Below are 20305 nucleotides of genomic sequence, written 5' to 3' on the forward strand. Positions count from 1 at the left end.
TTCAGTCCATCCGTTCCCGGTCCGCATACGGATCGGGAATGCCGAGCTGGGCGAGGATCTCCCGTTCGAGACTTTCCATGGCTTCGGCGTCGTCGTCATTCTCGTGGTCGTATCCGATCAAATGCAGGAAGCCGTGGACCGCGAGATGGCTGAGATGATGATCGAACGGCTTTTCTTCGTCATCGGCCTCTTTCCGCGTGGTTTCATAAGCGATGGCGATGTCGCCGAGCATGCGCGGCGCGTCCGCCGGCGCGCCCGTCGTCGGCTGCAGGGCCGGAAACGACAGCACGTTGGTCGGCTTGTCGATGCCGCGCCAGTTGCTGTTCAGCGTGCGAATACCTGAATCGTCGGTCAGCATGACCGCGAGTTCCGCCTCGCCGACATCGGCATCGGCGAATTCGGCCGCGGCGTTGATGGCGTGATGGATCACCGCCTCGGCATCCGGCTCGGTCTGCCAGCATTCGGCAACGACGAGAACTTCGGTGAGAGGAAGGGCGGACGACACGAGCGTTCCAGCGGTTTGCATAACATTGTTCTGGTTGCGGCCGCGGCCTGCCGGCAGCAGGTCCACGGCCGAGGATATTTCGATCAAGATTTTCCGGTTGCCGGTTTCTGCGGCAATCCCTCATAGGCGGCGACGATCCGCGCCACCAGTTCATGGCGGATGACATCCTCCGCGGTGAATTTCACCTGCGCAATGCCCTCGACGTTGTCGAGCAGCTTGCAGGCCTCGGCGAGCCCCGACGCCTGCCCGTTCGGCAGGTCGACCTGCGAGGGATCGCCGGTGATGATCATGCGGCTGTTCTCGCCGAGTCGCGTCAGGAACATCTTCATCTGCATCGACGTGGTGTTCTGCGCCTCGTCGAGGATGATGACGGCGTTGGTGAGCGTGCGGCCGCGCATGAAGGCGAGCGGCGCGATCTCGATCTCGCCGGCCTGCAGCGCGCGCTCCACGATCCGCGCATCCATCAGGTCGTACAGCGCGTCGTAGATCGGCCTCAAGTAAGGATCGACCTTCTCGCGCAAGTCGCCCGGCAGGAAGCCGAGCCGTTCGCCGGCCTCGACCGCGGGCCGCGACAGGATGATGCGATCGACTTCCTTGCGTTCGAACAATTGCGCGGCATGCGCCACCGCCAGCCAGGTCTTGCCGGTGCCGGCCGGGCCGACGCCGAACACGAGTTCATGGCGCTTCAGTGCGCGGATGTAGGAATCCTGCGCCGCCGTGCGTGCCCGCACCGGACGCTTGCGCAGGTTGATGGTCTCGAACGTCGACTTGGCGGTCTTGGCGTCGAATTCGAACAGCGAGCCCTGCGCGATCACGGCGCGGATGGCGCCCTCGACCTCGCCCTGCGAGAGATCATGGCCTTGCAACGCCTGCGCATAGAGCGTTTCCAGCACGCGCCGCGCGGCGTCGCAGCCGTCGCGGGTGCCGGCGATGGTGATGTGGTTGCCGCGGGAATCGACGACGACGCCGAGCCGCCGCTCGACTAGCGCCAGGTTCTGGCCGTAGGGGCCGACGAGGGCGGAAGCGGCGCGGTTGTCGTCAAAGTCGATGACGACCTGGGTCTCGGGCGGAACTTGCATGTCGCGGTCAAATTTGCGGCTGGGAGCGAGCGAAGGTGAATCCGATGCGCTTTTTGGCAAGGGTTCAGGCTCCCGTCGTCATGGAGGAAAGCGTCGATGGCGCAGGCCGCGTGCAGGGACCAGCGAGTTCGCCGAGCAGGCTGTAGCGCTCAAGGCTGTCGATCCTGACCGGCAGCACCTGGCCGATGATATCGGGCGAGGCAAACACATGCGCAGGCTGAAGGTACGCCGTGCGGCCGACGATCTGGCCGGGATTGCGGGCCGCGCGTTCGAACAGCACGTCGACGGTTTCGCCAATCATGGCCCGGTTGAAGGCCGATTGCTGGGTGTCGATCAATTCCTGGAGCCGCACCAATCGCTCGTCCATTTCAGCCGCTGACACCGTCTCCCGCATGTCCGCCGCCGGCGTGCCGGGCCGCGGCGAATATTTGAACGAATAGGCTGCAGCGTATCCGATTTGCATGACAAGCGCGAGGGTCGCGGCAAATTCTCCCTCGGTTTCGCTGGGGAAGCCGACGATAAAATCTGATGAAAACGCAATATCTTGGCGGGCGGTACGGAAACGGTCGATAACGCGTCGATAATCATCGGCGGTATGCTTGCGGTTCATGGCCGCCAGAATCCGGTCGGAGCCGGACTGCACCGGAAGATGGACGAACGGCATCAGCGCGGCGAGGTCGCGATGCGCTGCAATCAGCGTCTCCTCGACGTCGCGGGGGTGGCTGGTCGAATAGCGCAGCCGCGCGATGCCCTCGATTTCGGCAAGTCGATGCAACAGCTTGCCGAGCGGCCAGGTCCGTCCATCGGGGCCCACGCCATGATAGGCGTTGACGTTCTGGCCGATCAGGGTGATCTCGCGCACGCCGTTGTCGGCCAGCCGCTTCACGTCGTCGACGATCCTGGCGACCGGGCGCGAGACTTCTGCGCCGCGCGTGTAGGGCACCACGCAGAAGGTGCAGAATTTGTCGCAGCCTTCTTGCACGGTGACGAAAGCGGAGATGCCGCGCGCGCGGATGGCGTCCGGCTTCGGCTGCGGCAGGAAGCCAAATTTGTCCTCGACCGGAAATTCGGTTTCCAGCGCCCGGCCTTCGCTTTTGGCGCGCGCCAATAGCTGCGGCAGGTGATGATAGCTCTGCGGCCCGACCACGACGTCAACCGTCGGCGCGCGGCGAATGATCTCCTCGCCCTCGGCCTGCGCGACGCAGCCGGCGACCGCGATGCGCATCTCGCGCCCGTTCCGCGCCGCCTCGTCCTTGGCGACGCGCAGCCGCCCGAGCTCGGAATAGACCTTTTCGGAAGCCTTTTCCCTGATATGGCAGGTGTTGAGGATCACCAGATCCGCATCCTCGGCGCTATCCGTCTCGACAAAGCCTTCAGGCGCCAGCGTGTCGACCATGCGTTGCGCATCGTAGACGTTCATCTGGCAGCCATAGGACTTGATATGCAGCTTGCGCGGCGGCTTCATGGAACCTGGGATACCGGGCTTGAATGGCGCCCTCGCGGCGACTGGGGCTCAGATATAGCCTAAATGGCCAAAAAGCCAGCGTTGGTCCGTCATTCCGGGGCGCGAAGCGAACTATGGGGCCCCCCTGCGCCCCTGAGAATCTCGAGATTCCGGGTCCGATGCTGGCGCATCGCCCGGAATGACGGACCAACGCTCAGTTCGCAGTGCGCCAGAGATCGAACAGTTCGGGCGGCGGAACTTCCACCCATTCATTGCCGAGGTTGATACGGTAGGGGGTGCTGCTCGAAGCCCCCGACAGCCGCCACAATTTCGGATCGACGGGGCGGCCCTTGGTGCGCACCCATCGCGCGATCGGTTCGAGGGCCGCCGCCTGTTTGGCGGGGGCCAGCGTATATCCGCCCAGCATCACAAAGCGTAGCTGTCTGTCCGATACCAGCTGTTCGATATCCGCTGGCGCCAGGATCGGATCATCGCCGAGATAGCCGCCCATCGCCATGACCGGCTGGCCGGTCGCAAGGATCAGTGGTGCCGCGACATTGGCGTTGGGCACCGCCACGAGAAACTTTGCGGTCTCGCGATTGGCGGTCAGGTAGCCCGTGAGCTTCTGGCGTGCGGCCTCCAGCCGCGATGTCCGCGATGCCAGGCGGTCGGTGTCGGATGGCGCGAGCAGGGCCGTCATGTTGGCGATCGGCGCGGCGATGTTCGGGCGCCTCAGGACGACGCTGGCTGCGGTCAGGATCGGCGAAACCAGCAACGCGCCAAAGGCCACGACGGCGAACAGCTTTGGCAATCTGCCGTTCTGCTGCGGAAGGAAACAAAGGCCAGCGGCGCAAATCGCAGCGATTCCGATCGACGTCAGCCATGTCACGCTGAGCCAGTCGGATCCGATCGTCTCGGACCGCGCGATGCAGAGATAGGCCTGCCAGGCGGCCGTGGCGATGATAACCAGCGGCAGGTGCATCCGCGCGAGCTTGCCCGCCTGCCATCGCGACCACAGGCCGGCTGCGGCGATACCGGAAAACACCGCGAGCGGCGGACCGAGCACAGCGACGTAATAGGTGTGGATCAATCCGCCCGCGAAGCTGAGCACGATCCAGTACATCGCGAGCCAGCCGGTCCAGACAGCGGCGCTGATCCGGCGTGACCTTGCCGCGCCCGGCCCCGATGCGTCCGACCAGGCGAAAGCGAGGCCGAGAAGCGCGAGCGGCAGCAGCCAGGCGAACTGTGCTGCGGCCCGCGGCCGAAACAGGCGGAGAAGGCCGACAGGCGAGTCGTCGGTCATGACGGGCTGCCGGACTACCGTGCCGGCAGGTGCCGTCTCACTCGAGGCCGCAGGCGAAGAGTTTGCCGGACTGCCTGCGGGCGTGGCCATCGCAAGAAAGCGGGCCGCGCCATTATGCACCAGGGCAAGCTCCAGCATCGAATTATGCCTGGTGCTGCCCGCATAGGGCCGGTCCCGCGCCGGCGCGAGATCGAAGAGAACAGCCCAAGATAGCGAGACGATGACAAGGACCATGCCCGCGATGACCTGTCGCCCGAGATGCCACGTCACGGGAGCGCGTGGTCGCGCGAGGCTGAACGTCAGGGCCAGCACGGGAGCCAGCACCAGCGCCGCTCCCATCTTGATGTTGAAGCCGACGCCGATCGCGGCCATCGCGGCGCAGAGCAGCACGAGCCGGCCGGTTTCGGCGGCCCGTATGCCGAACCACGCAGCCGTCAGCAGCACCAGGATGAGGCAGCTCTCGGTATTGTTGGAACGATCGACCGCAACATTGACCGGACTGAGCGCGAGCGACAGCGCGGCCACAGCGGCCGCCGTCCTGCCCCAATACTTCTGCACCAGAATGTAAACCAGGAGGATCGCGGCCAGTCCCGCCATCACCTGGGCGAGCAGGATCGACAACGCGGAAAAGCCGAGCAGTTTGGCGCTTATGACCTGCAGCCAGATCGCCACCGGCGGCTTGTCGATCGAAACGAAGCCGGCGGGGTCGAACGAATTGAAGAGGAAATTGTGCCAGCTCTCCAACTGGCTGCGCACGCCTGCGGCGTAGTACTGCCTGCTGAATTCGTTCTGTGAAAGCTGCCAAGTTCGCGCGAGTGCCGCCACCGCCACGATGAACGTGAGTGGCACGGCCGCCTTCAACGCTTTGCTGTCCGATAATTTCACGATGCGCCGCCCCCTCACGCAGGTTCGCGTGAGATTATCACCTGCGGCTTCGACGCCCAGTTAACTCGCAGCAAGGTTGCCTATTGACGGCGGGAGCGACGCCGCGTTCTAGCCGGCCGTTCGACCGACGCGCGCAATCAGATCCGGCAACTGCCGCATATCGTCGAACGTCACGGCGGCGCCAGCGGCGAGCAGCATCTCGGCATGGCCTTGCTGACAATGGCTGCCGCCGTGAAAACCAAGCACGGTCATCCCGGCGGCGCGACCGCCGGTGACACCGGGAACGCTGTCCTCGATTACGAGGCATTGGGACGGTTGCACCTTCATCTGTTCGGCCGCGAATAGAAACAGATCGGGCGCGGGCTTGCCGCGATCGACCTGCGTAGCGGAGAAAATATGCGGCGCGAGTTGGTCGTAGAGGCCGGCGCAGGTGAGGCCGTGGCGAATCTTTTCCGGCGTTCCGCTGGAAGCGACGCATTTGGGCAGTCGTATTGCGCCAATCGCCTCGCTGATATGGGCGATCGCCTGCAAATCGCCCTCGTAAAATTTCAGCGTGGCCGCCTTCACCTGTTGCTCGAAGTCATCGGGCAGTTTGCGGTCGATCTCGCGCTCGATCGTTTGGCGCGCCTCGCGGTCAGAAACGCCGAGAAATCGAACGAGTACCTGCTCCGACGTGATCGGATAGCCGTGACGCGTCAGCGTCTCCGCATGCGCGCGGCATGAAATGACTTCGCTGTCGACCAGCACGCCGTCGCAGTCGAAGATGACCAGATCGAAATTCTGCTTCAAGGTGGCTCGCGATCAGGTTTTGTCTTCGTCGAGCGGGACGCAATAAAGCTCCAGCCGATGATCGACCAGCTTGTAGCCGAGTTTTCTGGCGATCTCGGCCTGCAATTTCTCGATCTCCTCGGAGGTGAACTCGATCACCTTGCCGTCGCGCAGATTGATCAGATGGTCATGGTGGCTGTCGGGCATCTGCTCGTAGCGCGCGCGGCCCTCGCGGAAATCATGCCGCTCGATGATGCCTGCATCCTCGAACAGCTTGACGGTGCGGTACACCGTCGAAATCGAGATCTTGTCGTCGACCGCGACACAGCGTCGGTAGAGCTCCTCGACATCAGGATGGTCGACCGAATCGGCCAGCACGCGTGCGATCACCCGGCGCTGTTCGGTCATGCGCATGCCGGTGGCGGCGCAGCGCGCCTCGATGCCGGTATTTTTCTGCGCAGACGGAGATTTCAATGCGGTCATGGTCTCTAAGGCCTTGAAGGGCGGATCAGGGCTTTGTGCCACACGCGTGCATATTACGACAAGTCGCGCCGCATCAGAAGTGCATTCAATTGTTCGCCTCCGGGCTGCTGATAGTAGCGTTCCCGGCGGCCGACGACCTCAAATCCGGCCCATTCATACAGCCGCCGCGCCGGCTGATTGTTCTCTTCGACTTCGAGGAAGACCTTGCATACGCCGTGGCCCGCGAGATGACCGAGATGTGTCAGCAAAAGGTTGCGCGACAGGCCACGGCCGCGCTGATTCGCATCGATGGCGATCGACAACAGTTCGGCCTCGTCGGCCGCCATACGCGACACCGCAAAGCCGATGATCTTGCGCCCAAGCCTGAGGCGGTGCACGAGCGTGTTGCGCTCGGTCAGCATCACCTCGAATTCGCCTTCGCCCCAGCCGCGGTGAAACGATGCGCCATGTAGTTGCGCCAGACGCGCCGCGTCGCGCTGGATCGCCGGTTCGATCACCGCCGTGCCGCCGCCCCACCAATCGGAGAGCCACGCCATCATGATGACGGCGGCTGCGCTGCGCCGGACAACGAATCCTTCGGCGGCTTGGCATCGGGCGCGCGCAGGTAATAGGGCCGCGCCGGCGAACTCTCGGGAGTGACCGCGACGCCCAGCCACGCTACCCAGGCGATATCGGGCGCGGCCTGCTGATCCACTTTGAAAGGCGGTGGCGCATCGGCCGGCCAGCGGTCGGCGAGGATATTCGCCGCGTTGCCGACCAGGTGTGGCGCGCCGAAGCGTGCCGCGTCGAGCGCTTCCGCAACCGGCGCAACGTTCGGCTTGATCAGCGAACCGCCGTCGCCGCCGAGCACCTGGAAATAGACATGATCATGCCGCGCATCGACGGCTGATATGACGGGATGTTCGCTGTTCGCGCTGACGATGGGCGCAGCAAACGCGGTCAGCGTCGTTACGCCCACGACCGGCTTGCCGGCGGCGAGCGCAATGCCACGGGCGGCGGAAAGGCCGACGCGCAAGCCGGTGAAACTCCCGGGGCCGGTCGTTGCGGCGACGCGGTCGAGTGCGGCAAAGCCGACGCCGGATGCCTTCATCACGCGCGCGATCAGCGGCATCAGGGCTTCGGCGTGGCCGCGCTTCATCGCCTGCGATTCCTGCGCGATGACGCCCGCGCCGGTGTCGAGCACAGCCGCGGCGCAGGCATCGAGCGCGGTATCGATGGAGAGGATCAGCATGAGAGGGCGAGTAGCGAATGGTGGGTAGCGAATAGATTATCGATATCAGTCTCTATTCGCCACTCGCTACTCGCCATTCGCTTCCTCTTACACCGGCCGGACTTCGACCACGTCGGGCACGAAATGCCGGAGCAGATTCTGGATGCCGTGCTGCAACGTTGCCGTCGATGATGGGCAGCCGGCGCAGGAGCCCTTCATGTTGAGATATACCACGCCGTCCTTGAAGCCGCGGAAGGTGATGTCGCCGCCGTCATTGGCGACGGCCGGCCGCACCCGGGTCTCGATCAGGTCCTTGATGGTCGCGACCGTTTCCGCGTCCTGCTCGTTGAAGAACTCGCCTTCCTCGTCGGAAGCCTCGTCGTTGCCGGCGGTGCCGTCCGCGAGCAGCGGCGCGCCTGACATGTAGTGCTCCATGATGGCGCCGAGGATCGCGGGCTTGAGGTGCTGCCAGTCGCCGTCCGCCTTGGTCACGGTGACAAAATCATAGCCGTAGAACACGCTGGAAACGCCTGATACGCCGAACAGCCGTTCGGCAAGCGGCGAGCGGGCAGCGGCTTCGCGGCTCGAAAATTCCATCGTGCCGGCATCGAGCACGGTGCGGCCCGGAATGAATTTCAGCGTGGCGGGATTGGGCGTAGCTTCAGTCTGAATGAACATAGGTTTTCTCCGGCGTCGCCGGTTCAAGGCCGGCGCGTGGGTTTCCTCTAGCAGATGGCGACGGGGTGCGCACGGTCAAGGGGCGCAGAGCAGCAATTATGCTGGAAAATCAAAGCGTTTTCGAGCGAAGTGGGGACCGGTTCGCGTGAAGAAAACGCGTCAAAACAAAGAAATACCTTAGGACAGGCCGTCGATGTCCGAATCCGTGAGATCGCCGGGCACGATGACGACCGGAATCGGGAACGAGCCGGCGACCTGCGCCATCATGCTGATCAGGGGCCCCGGGCCCTCGGGACCGGGATTGGCTGCCAGCACCAGCATCGAAATGTCGACGTCCTGGTCGATCACGTCGAGGATCTGGGTGATCGGATCGCCCTCGCGGATCACCCGCTCTGGCGTAATCGCGGCAATGCCGTTGGCGCGGCCGGAGGCGCGGTCGAGCGCCTCGTTGGCGGCGTCCTCCGCCTCGGCGCGCATCAGGTCAGCGACCCCCAGCCATTGCTGGTTCTGGTCCTCGATGGCGATGATGCGGAGCATCACCACCCCGCCGCCGACGCGCACCGCCCAGCGGCTGGCGTAATACACCGCGCGGTCCCATTCCGCGGTGTCGTCAACGATGACAAGGCATTTTGGCTTGTGACCCGTCTCGTAGCTTCGTCGCTGGGTGGTCATGCATGTCCCGGTGCTGCGCCAAACCGCCGCATGCTGCCACGGCGCAGCCACTCTCGACAAGCGGCGTCGCTGTTCGACGCAGCTAGCTCTTTCGGATGAAACCGACGATGTCCCGCGCCGCTCGCATCGTTTCATCGGCGATGACGCGCGCGCGGTCGGCGCCGTCGACCAGGATGCTGTCGACATGGCCGGGGTCGGCGACCAGCCGCTTCATCTCGGAGGCGATCGGCGCGAGCTTTGCGACGCAAAGTTCCACCAGCGCGTTCTTGAAGCTGGAGAACTGGCCGCCGCCGAACTCGCGGAGCACGTCGGGTTTGCTGCGATTTGCCAGCGCCGCATAGATGCCGACGAGGTTGTCCGCCTCGGGACGGTTCTCCAGCCCGTTTTCCTCCGACGGCAACGGTTCCGGATCGGTCTTCGCCTTGCGGATCTTTTGTGCGATCAGGTCGGCGTCGTCGGTCAGGTTGATGCGCGAATTGTCCGAGGCGTCCGACTTCGACATCTTCTTGGTGCCGTCGCGCAAGCTCATCACCCGCGTCGCCGGCCCGGTGATCAGCGGCTCGGGCTGCGGAAAGAACAATCCGTCACCGAAGCCGTGGCCGCGAATCGAATCGCCGAAATCGTTGTTGAATTTCTGCGCGATGTCGCGTGACAGCTCCAGATGCTGCTTCTGGTCCTCGCCAACAGGCACATGGGTGGCGCGGTACAAGAGAATGTCGGCCGCCATCAGCACCGGATAATCGTACAGTCCGACGGAGGCGTTCTCGCGGTCCTTGCCGGCCTTCTCCTTGAATTGCGTCATGCGGTTGAGCCAGCCGATCCGCGCCACGCAATTGAAGATCCAGGTCAGCTCGGCATGGCCGGTGACCTGGCTCTGGTTGAACACGATGTGCTTCTTCGGATCGATCCCGGCGGCGATGAACGCCGCGGTGACCTCGCGGGTGTTGCGGGCCAGCTCGGCCGGGCCGCCCCAGACGTCGACGCCCATCGTGATCGCGTGCATGTCGACGACGCAGTAGATGCAGTTATGGGTTTCCTGCATCTTCACGAAATTGACGATCGCGCCGAGGTAATTGCCGAGATGCAGATTACCGGTCGGCTGGACCCCCGAAAAAACCCGTTCAACAAAAGCCATCGTCAGCTTCCCCCAGGGATCCCTAATCGGATGCCTGTTTCGCGCCGTCGTTTGCCACGCGAGCCCTATTCGCGCAAGCGGCCAGGGCATGATCCCGAAAAGTGGGTACCGGTTTTTCGGAAGAGATCATGCCCAAATCAAAAAGCCTACCGTGCGGTTTGCCTGATGGCGTTAACCGCCTCGCGCCAGCCGATGACGCCGAAAAGCCGCAGAAACAGGCCGTAGGTCGCTATTCCCACCGAGATCACGGCCAGTAGCAGGACGGCCTGCACGAGGCCGTGAGCGCCCGAGGTGAGGGGAGGCAGCGAGCGTGTCGCAAGCCACAGCAGCGCGCCCATGGCGAGTGCGGCGAGAGCGATGCGCGGCAACCGCCGTTTTGCCTCGCGATCGATCGAGAACCCAAAGGTCTCCGCGCCGCGGCGGATAAGCCGGAACGCCATGCTCCACGCGCCGAGCGCAATCGCCGCCGCAATGCCCTCAGTGCCGTACCAATGGCCCAGCAGGTACGCGAGCGCGACCGCCAGCACCACGCCCGTCAGCGCGGCGACCAGCGGCGTCATCGTGTCCTCGCGCGCGAAGAATGCCGGCGACAGCGCCTTCACCAGCACATGCGCCGGCAGCGCCAGCGTCAGCCACATCAGCGCGCGGGCGGTTGCGTTTGTGTCATCGGCGGTAAACGCGCCGTGTTCGAACAAGAGCCGCACGATCGGCGCAGCTAACACGATCAGGCCGAGCGTGGCCGGCAAAGCGAGGCCAACGGCGAGTTCGAGGCCGCGCGATTCCGCGTGCGCGACGGCGGCGCGATCCTCACCCCGTACGGCGCGCGATAATTCCGGGATCAGCACCGTGCCCATGGCGACGCCGACGATGCCGAGCGGCAACTCGATCAGGCGGTTGGCGAAATAGAGCCACGACACCGCCGACGGCGAGCTTGATGCGATGATCGCGCCGGCGACCATCAGCAACTGCGGTGCGCTCGACGCCATCATGCCGGGCGCGGCCTTGGCCAGAAAGCCGCGGATCTCCTTGTCGAACGAGATTCGCAACGGCGCTGCGATGTTCTCGCCTCGGCGCAATACCAGCACCGATAGCTGCAACAGTCCGGCGACGCCGACGGTCGCGGCGACGATCTGCGCTGATTGCACCGCATCCAGTCGTGCGACCAGCAGCGCGGCCATCACAACGATCAGCGCGATGTTGAACAGCAGCGGCGAGAACGCCGTCAGCGCAAAACGGCCCTGCGCGTTCAACAGCGCCATCATCACCGTCACCGGCCCAACAAAGGCGAGGTACGGCAGCATCAGCCGCGCATTGTCGACCGCCAATTGCAGCGTCTCGCGCCCCGAGAATCCCGGCGCCAGCACGGCGATGACAAGCGGCATCGCGAGCGCGAGCAGCGCCGTGGCCGCGATGAGGGCGAGTGTGATCGTGCCGAGCACGCGCCCGGCAAACGCCGCCGCCGCAGTCGCCCCATCGGTTTCCCGCACCCGCAACCAGGCCGGCACCAGCGCCGCGTTCAGCCCGCCCTCGGTCAACAGCCGCCTGATGACATTGACCAGCTGAAACGCCGCCAGGAACGCATCCGCGATGGCGCCAGCGCCGAGCAGCGCGGCAAGCAAGGAATCGCGCGCGAATCCAAGCAGCCGCGACGCCAGCGTTCCCGAGGATACCGTGAGAAAGGAGCGGATCATTGGAGGTTCTATAGCAGTCCATAACCCGTCATGCCCGGCCTTGTGCCGGGCATCCACGTCTTTACGGTCTTGCAGTGACGAAGACGTGGATGGCCGGGACAAGCCCGGCCATGACGAGAGACTTTCGGCATCCAGCTTCCCTTGCTGCCATAGGGCCGATCTGATACCCCGCAACCTTCGCGCAAACGCCGTAAACAGGACGGACGAATGACTGACGCAAAATACGACGTTCTCGGGATCGGCAATGCGATTTTCGACGTGCTGGTGCAGACCGACGAAGGGTTTCTCGCCCGCCATGGCATGACCAAGGGCGGCATGGCGCTGATCGACGAGGCCCGCGCCGCCGCCATCTACAGGGATATGGGCCCGGCGACCGAAATGAGCGGCGGCTCGGGCGCCAACACCATCGTAGGCGTCGCCGGCTTTGGCGCGCGCGCCGCCTTCATCGGCAAGGTCAAGAACGACCAGATCGGCGGCCTCTACACCCATGACATCAGAGCCGCCGGCGTCGCGTACGAGACCAGGGCGGCCGCTGACGGCCCCGCCACCGGCTGCTCCTACATCCTGGTGACGCCGGACGGCGAGCGCACCATGAACACCTATCTCGGCGCCGCGCAGGATCTTAACCCCTCAGACATCGATGAGGCGCAGGTCGCGGCCTCCAGCATCGTCTATCTCGAAGGCTATCTCTGGGATCCGCAAAGCGCCAAGGAAGCCTTCGTCAAGGCGGCGACCATCGCGCACAAGGCCGGCCGCCAGGTGGCGCTGACGCTGTCGGATTCCTTCTGCGTCGACCGTTATCGTGACGAGTTTCTCGATTTGATGCGCAAAGGCACCGTCGACCTCGTGTTCGCCAACGAAGCCGAGCTGCACTCGCTGTACCAGACCTCGGATTTCGATGGCGCGCTGAAGCAGCTCCGCACGGATGCCAAACTCGGCGTCGTCACCCGCAGCGAGAAGGGCTGCGTGGTCGCGGCGAAAGACGGTGTTGTCGCGGTGCCGGCGCACCCGATCGAGAAGCTGGTCGACACCACAGGCGCCGGCGATCTGTTCGCCGCCGGCTTCCTGTTCGGCCTCGTGCGCAATGCCGGCTATGAAAACGCCGGCCGCCTCGGCGCGCTCGCCGCCGCCGAGGTGATCCAGCATATCGGCGCGCGGCCGCAAGTGTCGCTGAAGGAGCTGGCGGGGCAGAAGCGGCTGCCGGTGTAGGCCACGGCCTCTCCGGCCGGGCCACGCCTTGACCCGGGCATACACCTCTTCTCGTTCGCTGCCGGTAGAGAGCGTTCCATCCGTGCGCGGGCGTGTTCGGGGCGCAGTTGCCTGCACTGCTGGATGAGTTGACGGACTCTCTGGTCGTATGGTATATATCAATGATATATACCGCATGGACGGAGGCGGATGATGAGTGCAACCGCCAAGATATTTATGCATGGGCGCAGCCAGGCCGTGCGCCTGCCCAAGGAATTTCGCTTCGAGGGTAACGAGGTGCGCGTCAGCAAGGTCGGCGACAAGGTGATCCTTGAGCCGCTCAAGGCACAACCGGTTGATCTCGATAAGTTCTGGGCTGAGCTTGACGCGCTTGGCGCCAAGGACTTCCTGCCTGACGGGATTCCGGACGAAGCGCCGGCCGAGCCAGACCCGCGCGTCTTCTTCGACGAATGATCTGCCTCGATACCAACATTGTCATCGCGATCGTGAACGGACGCAGTTCGTCGCTCCGCCATCGGTTCGGAGAACAGATGCGGGGAGGCACGGCGATTGCGCTGCCAGTCGTCGCGTTGTTCGAAATGCGCTACGGGTTCGCCAAGGGTGGACGGAGTGAACATAACGAACGCCTGCTCGAAAAATTTCTCGGCCTTGGAATAGATGTTCTCCCGTTCGAGGTGGAAGATGCGGCGCACGCCGGAGATATCCGTGCTCGGCTGGAAAGCGCGGGCACGCCGATTGGGCACTATGATTATCTGATTGCCGCGCAGGCCCGTCGACGCGACGCGGCCTTGGTGACGCTCAACGTCAGGGAATTTTCGCGAGTGCCGGGATTGATCGTTACGGATTGGGCGGTGTGATGGATGCCCCAGCACTGATTTGCCCGACAACGCAAATCAAAAACCGCTCCTCCCGCAAAAATAATTCGCTTCTCGATTGACCCAAATCACTCCTACAACTTACGCCATCCCGTCCCCCAAAGAGGGGCGTTTCGCGATCGTCACTAAACGCGGGGCGGGGTGCGGTGGGGCGCGCAAACGTCGTCGCAGGGCGGGCTCTCTTGAGCCTGTGAGCGAAGGGACGGCACGCCGACGACCGATGCTAAAGCGCCTTCGTCAGGCCTTGGCGGATGGGTACCAAGCCCGCTGAGGCCCCTGATGTTGAGGCGTGCCGCGTACGGCCAAGTCGTGTGGTCCTGGCACCCGTGGCTGGTGTCAAGTCCGCGGAGGATGCGCCGGCCCGACCGGGCAAGCGCCATCCGTCAATCCGCGGATGATGGTGGCTAAAGGAATTCGCACACCAGGGAGAGCGCGAAGTACGCCGTAAAACCATTGCGCAGGGAAGGCCGGATGCTCTCCGCTGGACCTGTATGCTCGTGTGCGCGTTCTTTTGCGCATATTGCACACGAGACCGCGGGTGCAGCGCGCACCCGGTCTTCCCTGCGCCCTCTTTTCTCAAGGGCGTGAAAGATCAGGCAAAGCTCGGGCGAAACGCGCCGCGAGATCGCGAAGGTGTGTTTACTCCCTCGCCCCGCTCTTCGCGGGGAGAGGGTAGGGGTGAGCGGCTCTCTCCATGCACTCGACTCGTGGAGACAGCCCCTCACCCGGCGCTGCGCCGACCTCTCCCCGCGAAGAGCGGGGCGAGGTTACTTCTGAGGCTAGCGCGGGCTGTTTGAAATTATGAGGCGCGCGGCATGCTTGACGGCAATCTCTTTCCCGTCACGCCGTCTTCGCCGCCTTCAATCCCAGCTTCGCTTCCACCGCTTCCCGCATCAGGAACTTCTGGATCTTCCCGGTCACGGTCATCGGAAACTCGTCGACGAATTCGACGTAGCGCGGGATCTTGTTGTGGGCGATCTGGCCCTGGCAGAACGCGCGGACTTCCTCGGCAGTGAGCGTCTCGCCCGGTCGGGTCCGGATCCAGGCGCACAGCTCTTCGCCATAGCGATCATCCGCCACGCCGAAAATCTGCACGTCCTGGATTTTCGGATGGCGATAGAGGAATTCCTCGATCTCTCTGGGATAGAGGTTCTCGCCGCCGCGGATCACCATGTCCTTGATGCGGCCAACGATATTGCAATAGCCCTCGGTATCGATGATGGCGATGTCGCCGGTGTGCATCCAACCATTGGCGTCGAGCACGTCGGCGGTCTTTTCCGCCTCGTCCCAATAGCCCAGCATGACGCTGTAGCCGCGGGTGCAGAGTTCACCGCGCATCCCCCGCGGCACCACGCGTCCCTCGAGATCGACGACCTTGACTTCGACGTGCGGATGGATGCGCCCGACGGTCGATACCCGCCGCTCCAGCGGATCGTCGGTCGAGCTCTGGAAGCTGACCGGCGAGGTTTCGGTCATGCCATAGGCGATGGTGACCTCGCCCATGTTCATCTCGTTGTTGACGCGCTTCATCACCTCGATCGGGCAGGGCGCGCCGGCCATGATGCCGGTGCGCAGCGATTTCAGATTGAAACGCGCGAACTCGGGGTGATCGAGTTCGGCGATGAACATGGTCGGCACGCCGTACAGCGCGGTGCATTTTTCCTTTTCGATGGTCTGCAGGGTCGCCAGCGGATCAAAACCTTCGCCGGGGTAGACCATGGTCGCGCCGAGTGTGACCGAAGCGAGATTGCCCATCACCATGCCAAAGCAGTGATAGAGCGGCACAGGAAGGCAGATGCGGTCCTTTTCCGTCAGCCGCATCGCGCGGCCGACAAAATAGCCGTTGTTGAGGATGTTGTGGTGCGTCAGCGTCACGCCCTTCGGCGAACCCGTGGTGCCGCTGGTGAACTGGATATTCACCGCATCATCGAACTGCAGCGTCTTCGATAGCTCGGAAAGTTGCTCGCGATGCCGCGTGCCGCCCATTTGCGCCACGTCCTCGAACGCGATCGTGCCCGGACATTTCGGCCCGCCGATCTGGATCACCGCGCGCAGCTGCGGTAGCCGTGCCGACTTCAGTTCGCCCGGCCGCGAGGTCGCCAGCTCCGGCAGCAGCGTGTTCAGCATCTCCATGTAGTTGGAGGTCTTGAACGCCGTCGCAGTAACGATCGCCGCGCAGCCGACCTTGGCCAGCGCGAATTCGAGCTCGCTCAAACGGTAGGCCGGATTGATGGTGACAAGAATGAGCCCGGCCTTGGCGGCGGCGAATTGTGTCAGCGTCCATTCCGGTCGGTTCAGCGACCACACCCCGATCCGCGCGCCGCGCTCCAGCCCGAGCGCAAGAAAACCCGCCGCCAGCGCGTCGACGTGGCAGGCGAATTCCTTCCATGTCCAGCGCACATCATGGCTTGGCGAAACCAGCGCCTCGCGCTTCTCCCAGCGTGCGGCGGCCTGATCAAGGCAGCGCCCGATGGTGTCGCCGAGTAGCGGCGCGTCGGCGGTGCCGGAGACGTAGCTGTTGAGGGTGTCGGTCAAGGTGTGGTCTCCGAGTATGAGATCTATGATTATGAGTTCTGCAAGTATGACAGATGAAATTCACCGCGAATTCTGCAGCGCTCCCTTGCGGGGGAGAGTTAGAGAGTGGGGGTAAGCCACACAAGCCAGCGCCCGCTGCTTGCCCCTCTCCCTGACCCTCCCCCCGCAAGGGGGGAGGGAACGGAAGCACCGCGCCGTGAGGCGATCACGCCGCGCGCTGGCCGCTGCCCGCATCCAGCCCGGCATAAACCCCGCGCTCGAATCCCGCAAAAGCTTCCAGCGCCTTGCCGTCGGCGAACGGCAACAGCTGCATCAGGATCACGCCGGCGACGTTGCGGGCCGGGTCGATCCAGAAATAGGTGTTGGCGAGGCCGGCCCAGGCCAGGCTGCCGGCGCTGCGGCCCTCCGCTGTCTTGGCGGTGTTGATCATGAAGGAGAGGCCCCACTTCTTCACGATGTCCGGATAGAGATCGACATCGTTGGTGTAGACCGGCGCCATCGTCACCATCTTGCCCATGGAGAGATCGCCGATGTGGTTCTGGCCCATCAGTGCGACGGTCTCGGGCTTCAGCACCTGGTTGCCGTTGCCGCGGCCCTTGTTGAGGATCATCTGGGTGAACTTGATGTAGTCGGCCGCCGTGCCGTAGAGGCCGCCGCCGCCCATGTGGAATTCCGGATTCTGTTCCAGCTCGAACGGGATCGGCGCCAGCGCCCCGTCCTCGCCGCGCGCATGCATGCCGACCAGCCGTTGGCGCTGGGAGTCCGTGATCTTGAAGCCGATGTCGTTCATGCCGAGCGGCGCGAACATGTGGTCGCGCAGGTAAGCATCGAGCCGCTTGCCGCTCGCGGCTTCCACCGCCTTGCCGACGAAATCGATGTTGATGCCATATTCCCAACGCGTGCCGGGATCGGACATGATCGGCGCCTTCAGCGCGGCGTTCAGGCAGGAGAAGATGGCCGGGGTGCCGGTCTTCTCCATGTATTTGCCCATGTCGCCGTTCCACACGTCGTAGCAGAAGCCGGCAGTGTGGGTCATGAGATGGCGCAGCGTGATTGGCTTCGTGGCCGGGCGCAGTTTCGGCTCGCCGCTGGCGTCAAAGCCTTCCAGCACCTGTGGGGAGGCGAGATCGGGCAAGAGCTTGCCGATCGGTTCATCCAGCGAGAGCTTGCCCTGCTCGACGAGCTGCATGCCGGCGGCGCACGTAATCGCCTTGGTCATGGAGGCGATCCAGAACACGCTGTCCGCGGTCATGTCGTCGTCCTTGCCGAGGTCGCGCTTGCCGAACGCGCCCTGGTAGATCACCTCGCTTCCGCTGGCCGCCATCGCGACCACGCCGGGAATTTCCTTTGCCTCGCACTTCTGACGCAGAACCTGATCGATCGCGGCCTTGCTTTGCATGGGTCACCTCCCGCTATGTTTCTTATGGAAGTGGAACGATCTTCCTCCCGGCCGCTTGATCCCGCAAGCGGGAGCGGACGGCCGCAGGCAATGTCGCGATCTCGTGATGGGCGATGAAAGCTAAAATGCGTTTGGGCAGGTTCTTGCGGGGCCATCCGGCACAAAGGCAACACCCCACCGCATTCTGCGGTGGAAGACGGGCAATGGTCGTGACCGGATTCACCATCCACGATATCGTGATTTCGCCACGATTCCCGCCGCCGATTTTTTGCAGTAAAGCGTTCAAATTCCAGCACAAACGTTGCGCGTTGGCTGGTCCAAATTGACCAAAATTGTCTCAATTTCAGCCTGTCGCAAAGGTGCGCAATGATTTCGACTTGGAGTGAATGGAAGCGGTATCCCCGTCCCGGACGGGGCGAGAACATCGAGGCGCCGATTACCCCCGGGCTTTATGAAGTCCGCTATGCCGGTACCGGCGCGCTGCACTCGTTCGAGGCGGTCGACAACGTCGCCCAGGCGCTGGCGCAGCTTGCGGTCGGCTCCAAATCCTGGTTCGGCCGTCGCGATACCGCCAAACTGCCCGATCTCGAATACCGGACCTGCGCGACCTCCTCGAAGGCCGATGCGAAAGCGGCGGCGCAACGCATGATCGGCCGCCGCGAAACCTATATGAGCGGCGCGGCGTAAGGAGGCCGTCATTCCGAGGCGTGGCTGAGGTCGTCATTCCGGGATGGTGCGCTAGCACCAGACCCGGAATCTCGAGATTCCGGGTTCGATGCTGCGCATCGCCCCGGAATGACGTGCCCCCCCAACATTCGTTGAAGCAGACCCGCGTCTGCAGCCGATGCATTGCCGATGGTACAGGCCTATACTCGGATTAACCCTAAGAAAATCCGAGGAGTACGCCATGAACCCACCCGTCGCCGCACGCGCCCAATCCTCCCAGCCCTCACTGCACGACCGCCTCAAGGACCCCTCGCTGCTGCGCGATCGCTGCTACATCGATGGCGCCTGGGTCGGCACGCCATCGCGCCCGGTCACCAACCCGGTCAACGGCGTGGAACTGGCAAAGGTACCAGCGTTCAGCACGGCGGAAGCGACCCAAGCCGTCGAAGCCGCCGAACGCGCCTTCCCGTCCTGGGCCAAGCACACCGCCAAGCAGCGCTCCAACATTTTGCGAAAATGGTTCGAGCTGATCGCTGCGAACCGCGAGGACCTCGCGCTGATCCTCACCTCCGAACAGGGCAAGCCGCTGGCCGAAGCGCTCGGCGAGGTCGATATCGGCGGCGCCTATGTCGAATTTTTCGCCGAGGAAGCCCGTCGCGTCTACGGCGAGACGATCCCGACGCAACGGCCGGATGCGCGGCTGCTCGCGATCAAGCAGCCGATCGGCGTCTGCGGCGCGATCACGCCGTGGAATTTCCCGTGCTCGATGATCACGCGCAAAGTGTCGCCGGCGCTTGCGGCCGGATGCACCGTCGTGCTCAAGCCCGCGAATGAAACGCCGCTGACCGCGCTGGCGCTGGTCGCGCTGGCCGAAAAGGCCGGCGTGCCCAAGGGCGTGTTCAACATTCTCACCGGCAACTCGTCCGCAATCGGCAAGGTACTGTGCGAACATCCCGCCGTGCGTTTCGTCGGCTTCACCGGCTCGACCGAGGTCGGGAAAATCCTCTATCAGCAGGCTTCAGTGGGGGTGAAGAAGCTCGGCCTCGAGCTCGGCGGCAACGCGCCATTCGTGGTGTTCGACGACGCCGATATCGACGCGGCGGTAGAGGGCGCCATCGTCTCCAAGTATCGCAACATGGGCCAGACCTGCGTCTGCGCCAACCGCATCTACGCCCAGGACAAGATCTACGATCAGTTCGTCGAGAAACTGTCGAAGAAGGTCGCGGCGATGAAGATCGGCGACGGCACCGAGCAGGGCGTTGTGCAGGGCCCACTGATCAACATGGAAGCCGTCGACAAGGTCGAGAAGCATATCGCTGACGCAGTGAAGGGCGGCGCAAAGATCGTCACCGGCGGCAAGCGCCATGCGCTCGGCGGCAGCTTCTTCGAACCGACCGTGCTGTCGAATGTGAAGCCGGACGCGTTGGTAGCGCATGAGGAGACATTCGGTCCGCTGGCGCCGGTGTTCCGCTTCAAGGACGAGGCCGACGTGATCGCGATGTGCAACAACTCGCCGTTCGGCCTGGCGTCGTATTTCTATTCCCGCGATCTCGGCCGCGTCTGGCGCGTTGCCGAAGCGCTGGAATCAGGCATGGTCGGCGTCAACACCGGGCTCATCACCACGGAAGTCGCGCCCTTCGGCGGCGTCAAGGAATCCGGCCTCGGCCGCGAAGGCTCGCATCACGGCATGGAGGAATATGTCGAGATCAAATACGTGATGATGGCCGGGGTGTAGCGTCTATCCATCGTCGTCCCCGCGAAAGCGGGG

General features: G+C 63.8%; 19 protein-coding genes. 5 read left to right on the forward strand and 14 right to left on the reverse strand.

The genetic code is table 11. From position 1 onward, the window contains the following. Position 1: 1 nt before the first annotated feature. The 12 genes from ybeY to murJ all read right to left on the reverse strand — a co-directional run bounded on the left by ybeY (position 2) and on the right by murJ (position 11853). Positions 2-526, reverse strand: a complete 525-nt coding sequence (gene ybeY, locus ACH79_RS11505) for an rRNA maturation RNase YbeY (RefSeq protein ID WP_161856321.1) — start codon at positions 524-526, stop codon at positions 2-4. A 62-nt stretch (positions 527-588) separates the two neighbouring features. After that, positions 589-1644, reverse strand: coding sequence for a PhoH family protein (locus tag ACH79_RS11510; RefSeq protein ID WP_161851123.1), 1056 nt, complete (start codon positions 1642-1644; stop codon positions 589-591). Between the two features lie 4 nt (positions 1645-1648). After that, positions 1649-3049, reverse strand: a complete 1401-nt coding sequence (miaB, locus tag ACH79_RS11515; RefSeq protein ID WP_161851124.1) for a tRNA (N6-isopentenyl adenosine(37)-C2)-methylthiotransferase MiaB — start codon at positions 3047-3049, stop codon at positions 1649-1651. A gap of 193 nt (positions 3050-3242) precedes the next feature. Next, entirely contained in the window at positions 3243-5180 is a 1938-nt protein-coding gene (locus ACH79_RS11520; RefSeq protein ID WP_161851125.1) for a glycosyltransferase family 39 protein, read from the reverse strand. 144 nt (positions 5181-5324) lie between these two features. Next, complete coding sequence (locus ACH79_RS11525) at positions 5325-6005, reverse strand: HAD family hydrolase (RefSeq protein WP_161851126.1); 681 nt, start codon at positions 6003-6005, stop codon at positions 5325-5327. Positions 6006-6017: 12 nt separating this feature from the next. Further along, positions 6018-6467, reverse strand: coding sequence for a Fur family transcriptional regulator (locus tag ACH79_RS11530; RefSeq protein ID WP_057862685.1), 450 nt, complete (start codon positions 6465-6467; stop codon positions 6018-6020). A gap of 53 nt (positions 6468-6520) precedes the next feature. Then, a complete protein-coding gene (gene rimI / locus ACH79_RS11535) occupies positions 6521-7006 on the reverse strand; it encodes a ribosomal protein S18-alanine N-acetyltransferase (RefSeq protein WP_161851127.1) in 486 nt (161 codons plus the stop codon). Continuing rightward, the gene (gene tsaB, locus ACH79_RS11540; RefSeq protein WP_161851128.1) at positions 7003-7698 is read right to left on the reverse strand and encodes a tRNA (adenosine(37)-N6)-threonylcarbamoyltransferase complex dimerization subunit type 1 TsaB; all 696 of its coding nucleotides are present in this window, start codon (positions 7696-7698) and stop codon (positions 7003-7005) included. Before tsaB ends, rimI begins: the two co-directional genes overlap by 4 nt. 87 nt (positions 7699-7785) lie before the next feature. Beyond that, positions 7786-8355, reverse strand: coding sequence for a NifU family protein (locus tag ACH79_RS11545; RefSeq protein ID WP_161851129.1), 570 nt, complete (start codon positions 8353-8355; stop codon positions 7786-7788). Positions 8356-8532: 177 nt separating this feature from the next. Next, the gene (locus tag ACH79_RS11550; RefSeq protein WP_161851130.1) at positions 8533-9027 is read right to left on the reverse strand and encodes a universal stress protein; all 495 of its coding nucleotides are present in this window, start codon (positions 9025-9027) and stop codon (positions 8533-8535) included. 82 nt (positions 9028-9109) lie between these two features. Further along, positions 9110-10162 (reverse strand): tryptophan--tRNA ligase, encoded by a 1053-nt coding sequence (trpS, locus tag ACH79_RS11555; protein WP_161851131.1) that lies wholly within the window; start codon positions 10160-10162, stop codon positions 9110-9112. 146 nt (positions 10163-10308) lie between these two features. Then, positions 10309-11853, reverse strand: a complete 1545-nt coding sequence (murJ, locus tag ACH79_RS11560) for a murein biosynthesis integral membrane protein MurJ (RefSeq protein WP_161851132.1) — start codon at positions 11851-11853, stop codon at positions 10309-10311. Positions 11854-12060: 207 nt separating this feature from the next. Between murJ and ACH79_RS11565 the strand changes: the two genes are divergently transcribed. From ACH79_RS11565 to ACH79_RS11575, 3 genes are all read left to right on the forward strand, one after another. Continuing rightward, positions 12061-13062 (forward strand): adenosine kinase, encoded by a 1002-nt coding sequence (locus tag ACH79_RS11565; protein WP_161851133.1) that lies wholly within the window; start codon positions 12061-12063, stop codon positions 13060-13062. 192 nt (positions 13063-13254) lie between these two features. Then, positions 13255-13515 carry an antitoxin gene (locus ACH79_RS11570; RefSeq protein WP_161851134.1) on the forward strand — a complete coding sequence of 87 codons (261 nt, stop codon included), beginning with the start codon at positions 13255-13257 and terminating at the stop codon, positions 13513-13515. Beyond that, a complete protein-coding gene (locus ACH79_RS11575; RefSeq protein WP_161851135.1) occupies positions 13512-13919 on the forward strand; it encodes a type II toxin-antitoxin system VapC family toxin in 408 nt (135 codons plus the stop codon). The genes ACH79_RS11570 and ACH79_RS11575 overlap by 4 nt, the downstream gene beginning before the upstream one ends. Before the next feature lie 858 nt (positions 13920-14777). Here ACH79_RS11575 and ACH79_RS11580 read toward each other — a convergent pair. Then, positions 14778-16472 (reverse strand): AMP-binding protein, encoded by a 1695-nt coding sequence (locus ACH79_RS11580; RefSeq protein WP_161851136.1) that lies wholly within the window; start codon positions 16470-16472, stop codon positions 14778-14780. A gap of 205 nt (positions 16473-16677) precedes the next feature. Next, on the reverse strand, positions 16678-17871 hold the full coding sequence (locus tag ACH79_RS11585; RefSeq protein WP_161851137.1) for a serine hydrolase: 1194 nt from the start codon (positions 17869-17871) through the stop codon (positions 16678-16680). Between the two features lie 366 nt (positions 17872-18237). On the opposite strand from ACH79_RS11585, the gene ACH79_RS11590 reads away from it, so the two are divergent. After that, on the forward strand, positions 18238-18558 hold the full coding sequence (locus ACH79_RS11590; RefSeq protein ID WP_065726288.1) for a hypothetical protein: 321 nt from the start codon (positions 18238-18240) through the stop codon (positions 18556-18558). Positions 18559-18778: 220 nt separating this feature from the next. After that, the gene (locus tag ACH79_RS11595) at positions 18779-20272 is read left to right on the forward strand and encodes an NAD-dependent succinate-semialdehyde dehydrogenase (protein WP_161851138.1); all 1494 of its coding nucleotides are present in this window, start codon (positions 18779-18781) and stop codon (positions 20270-20272) included. Positions 20273-20305: the final 33 nt, after the last annotated feature.

Origin of the sequence: Bradyrhizobium sp. CCBAU 051011 (genome assembly GCF_009930815.1) — a bacterium.
GTDB lineage: Bacteria > Pseudomonadota > Alphaproteobacteria > Rhizobiales > Xanthobacteraceae > Bradyrhizobium.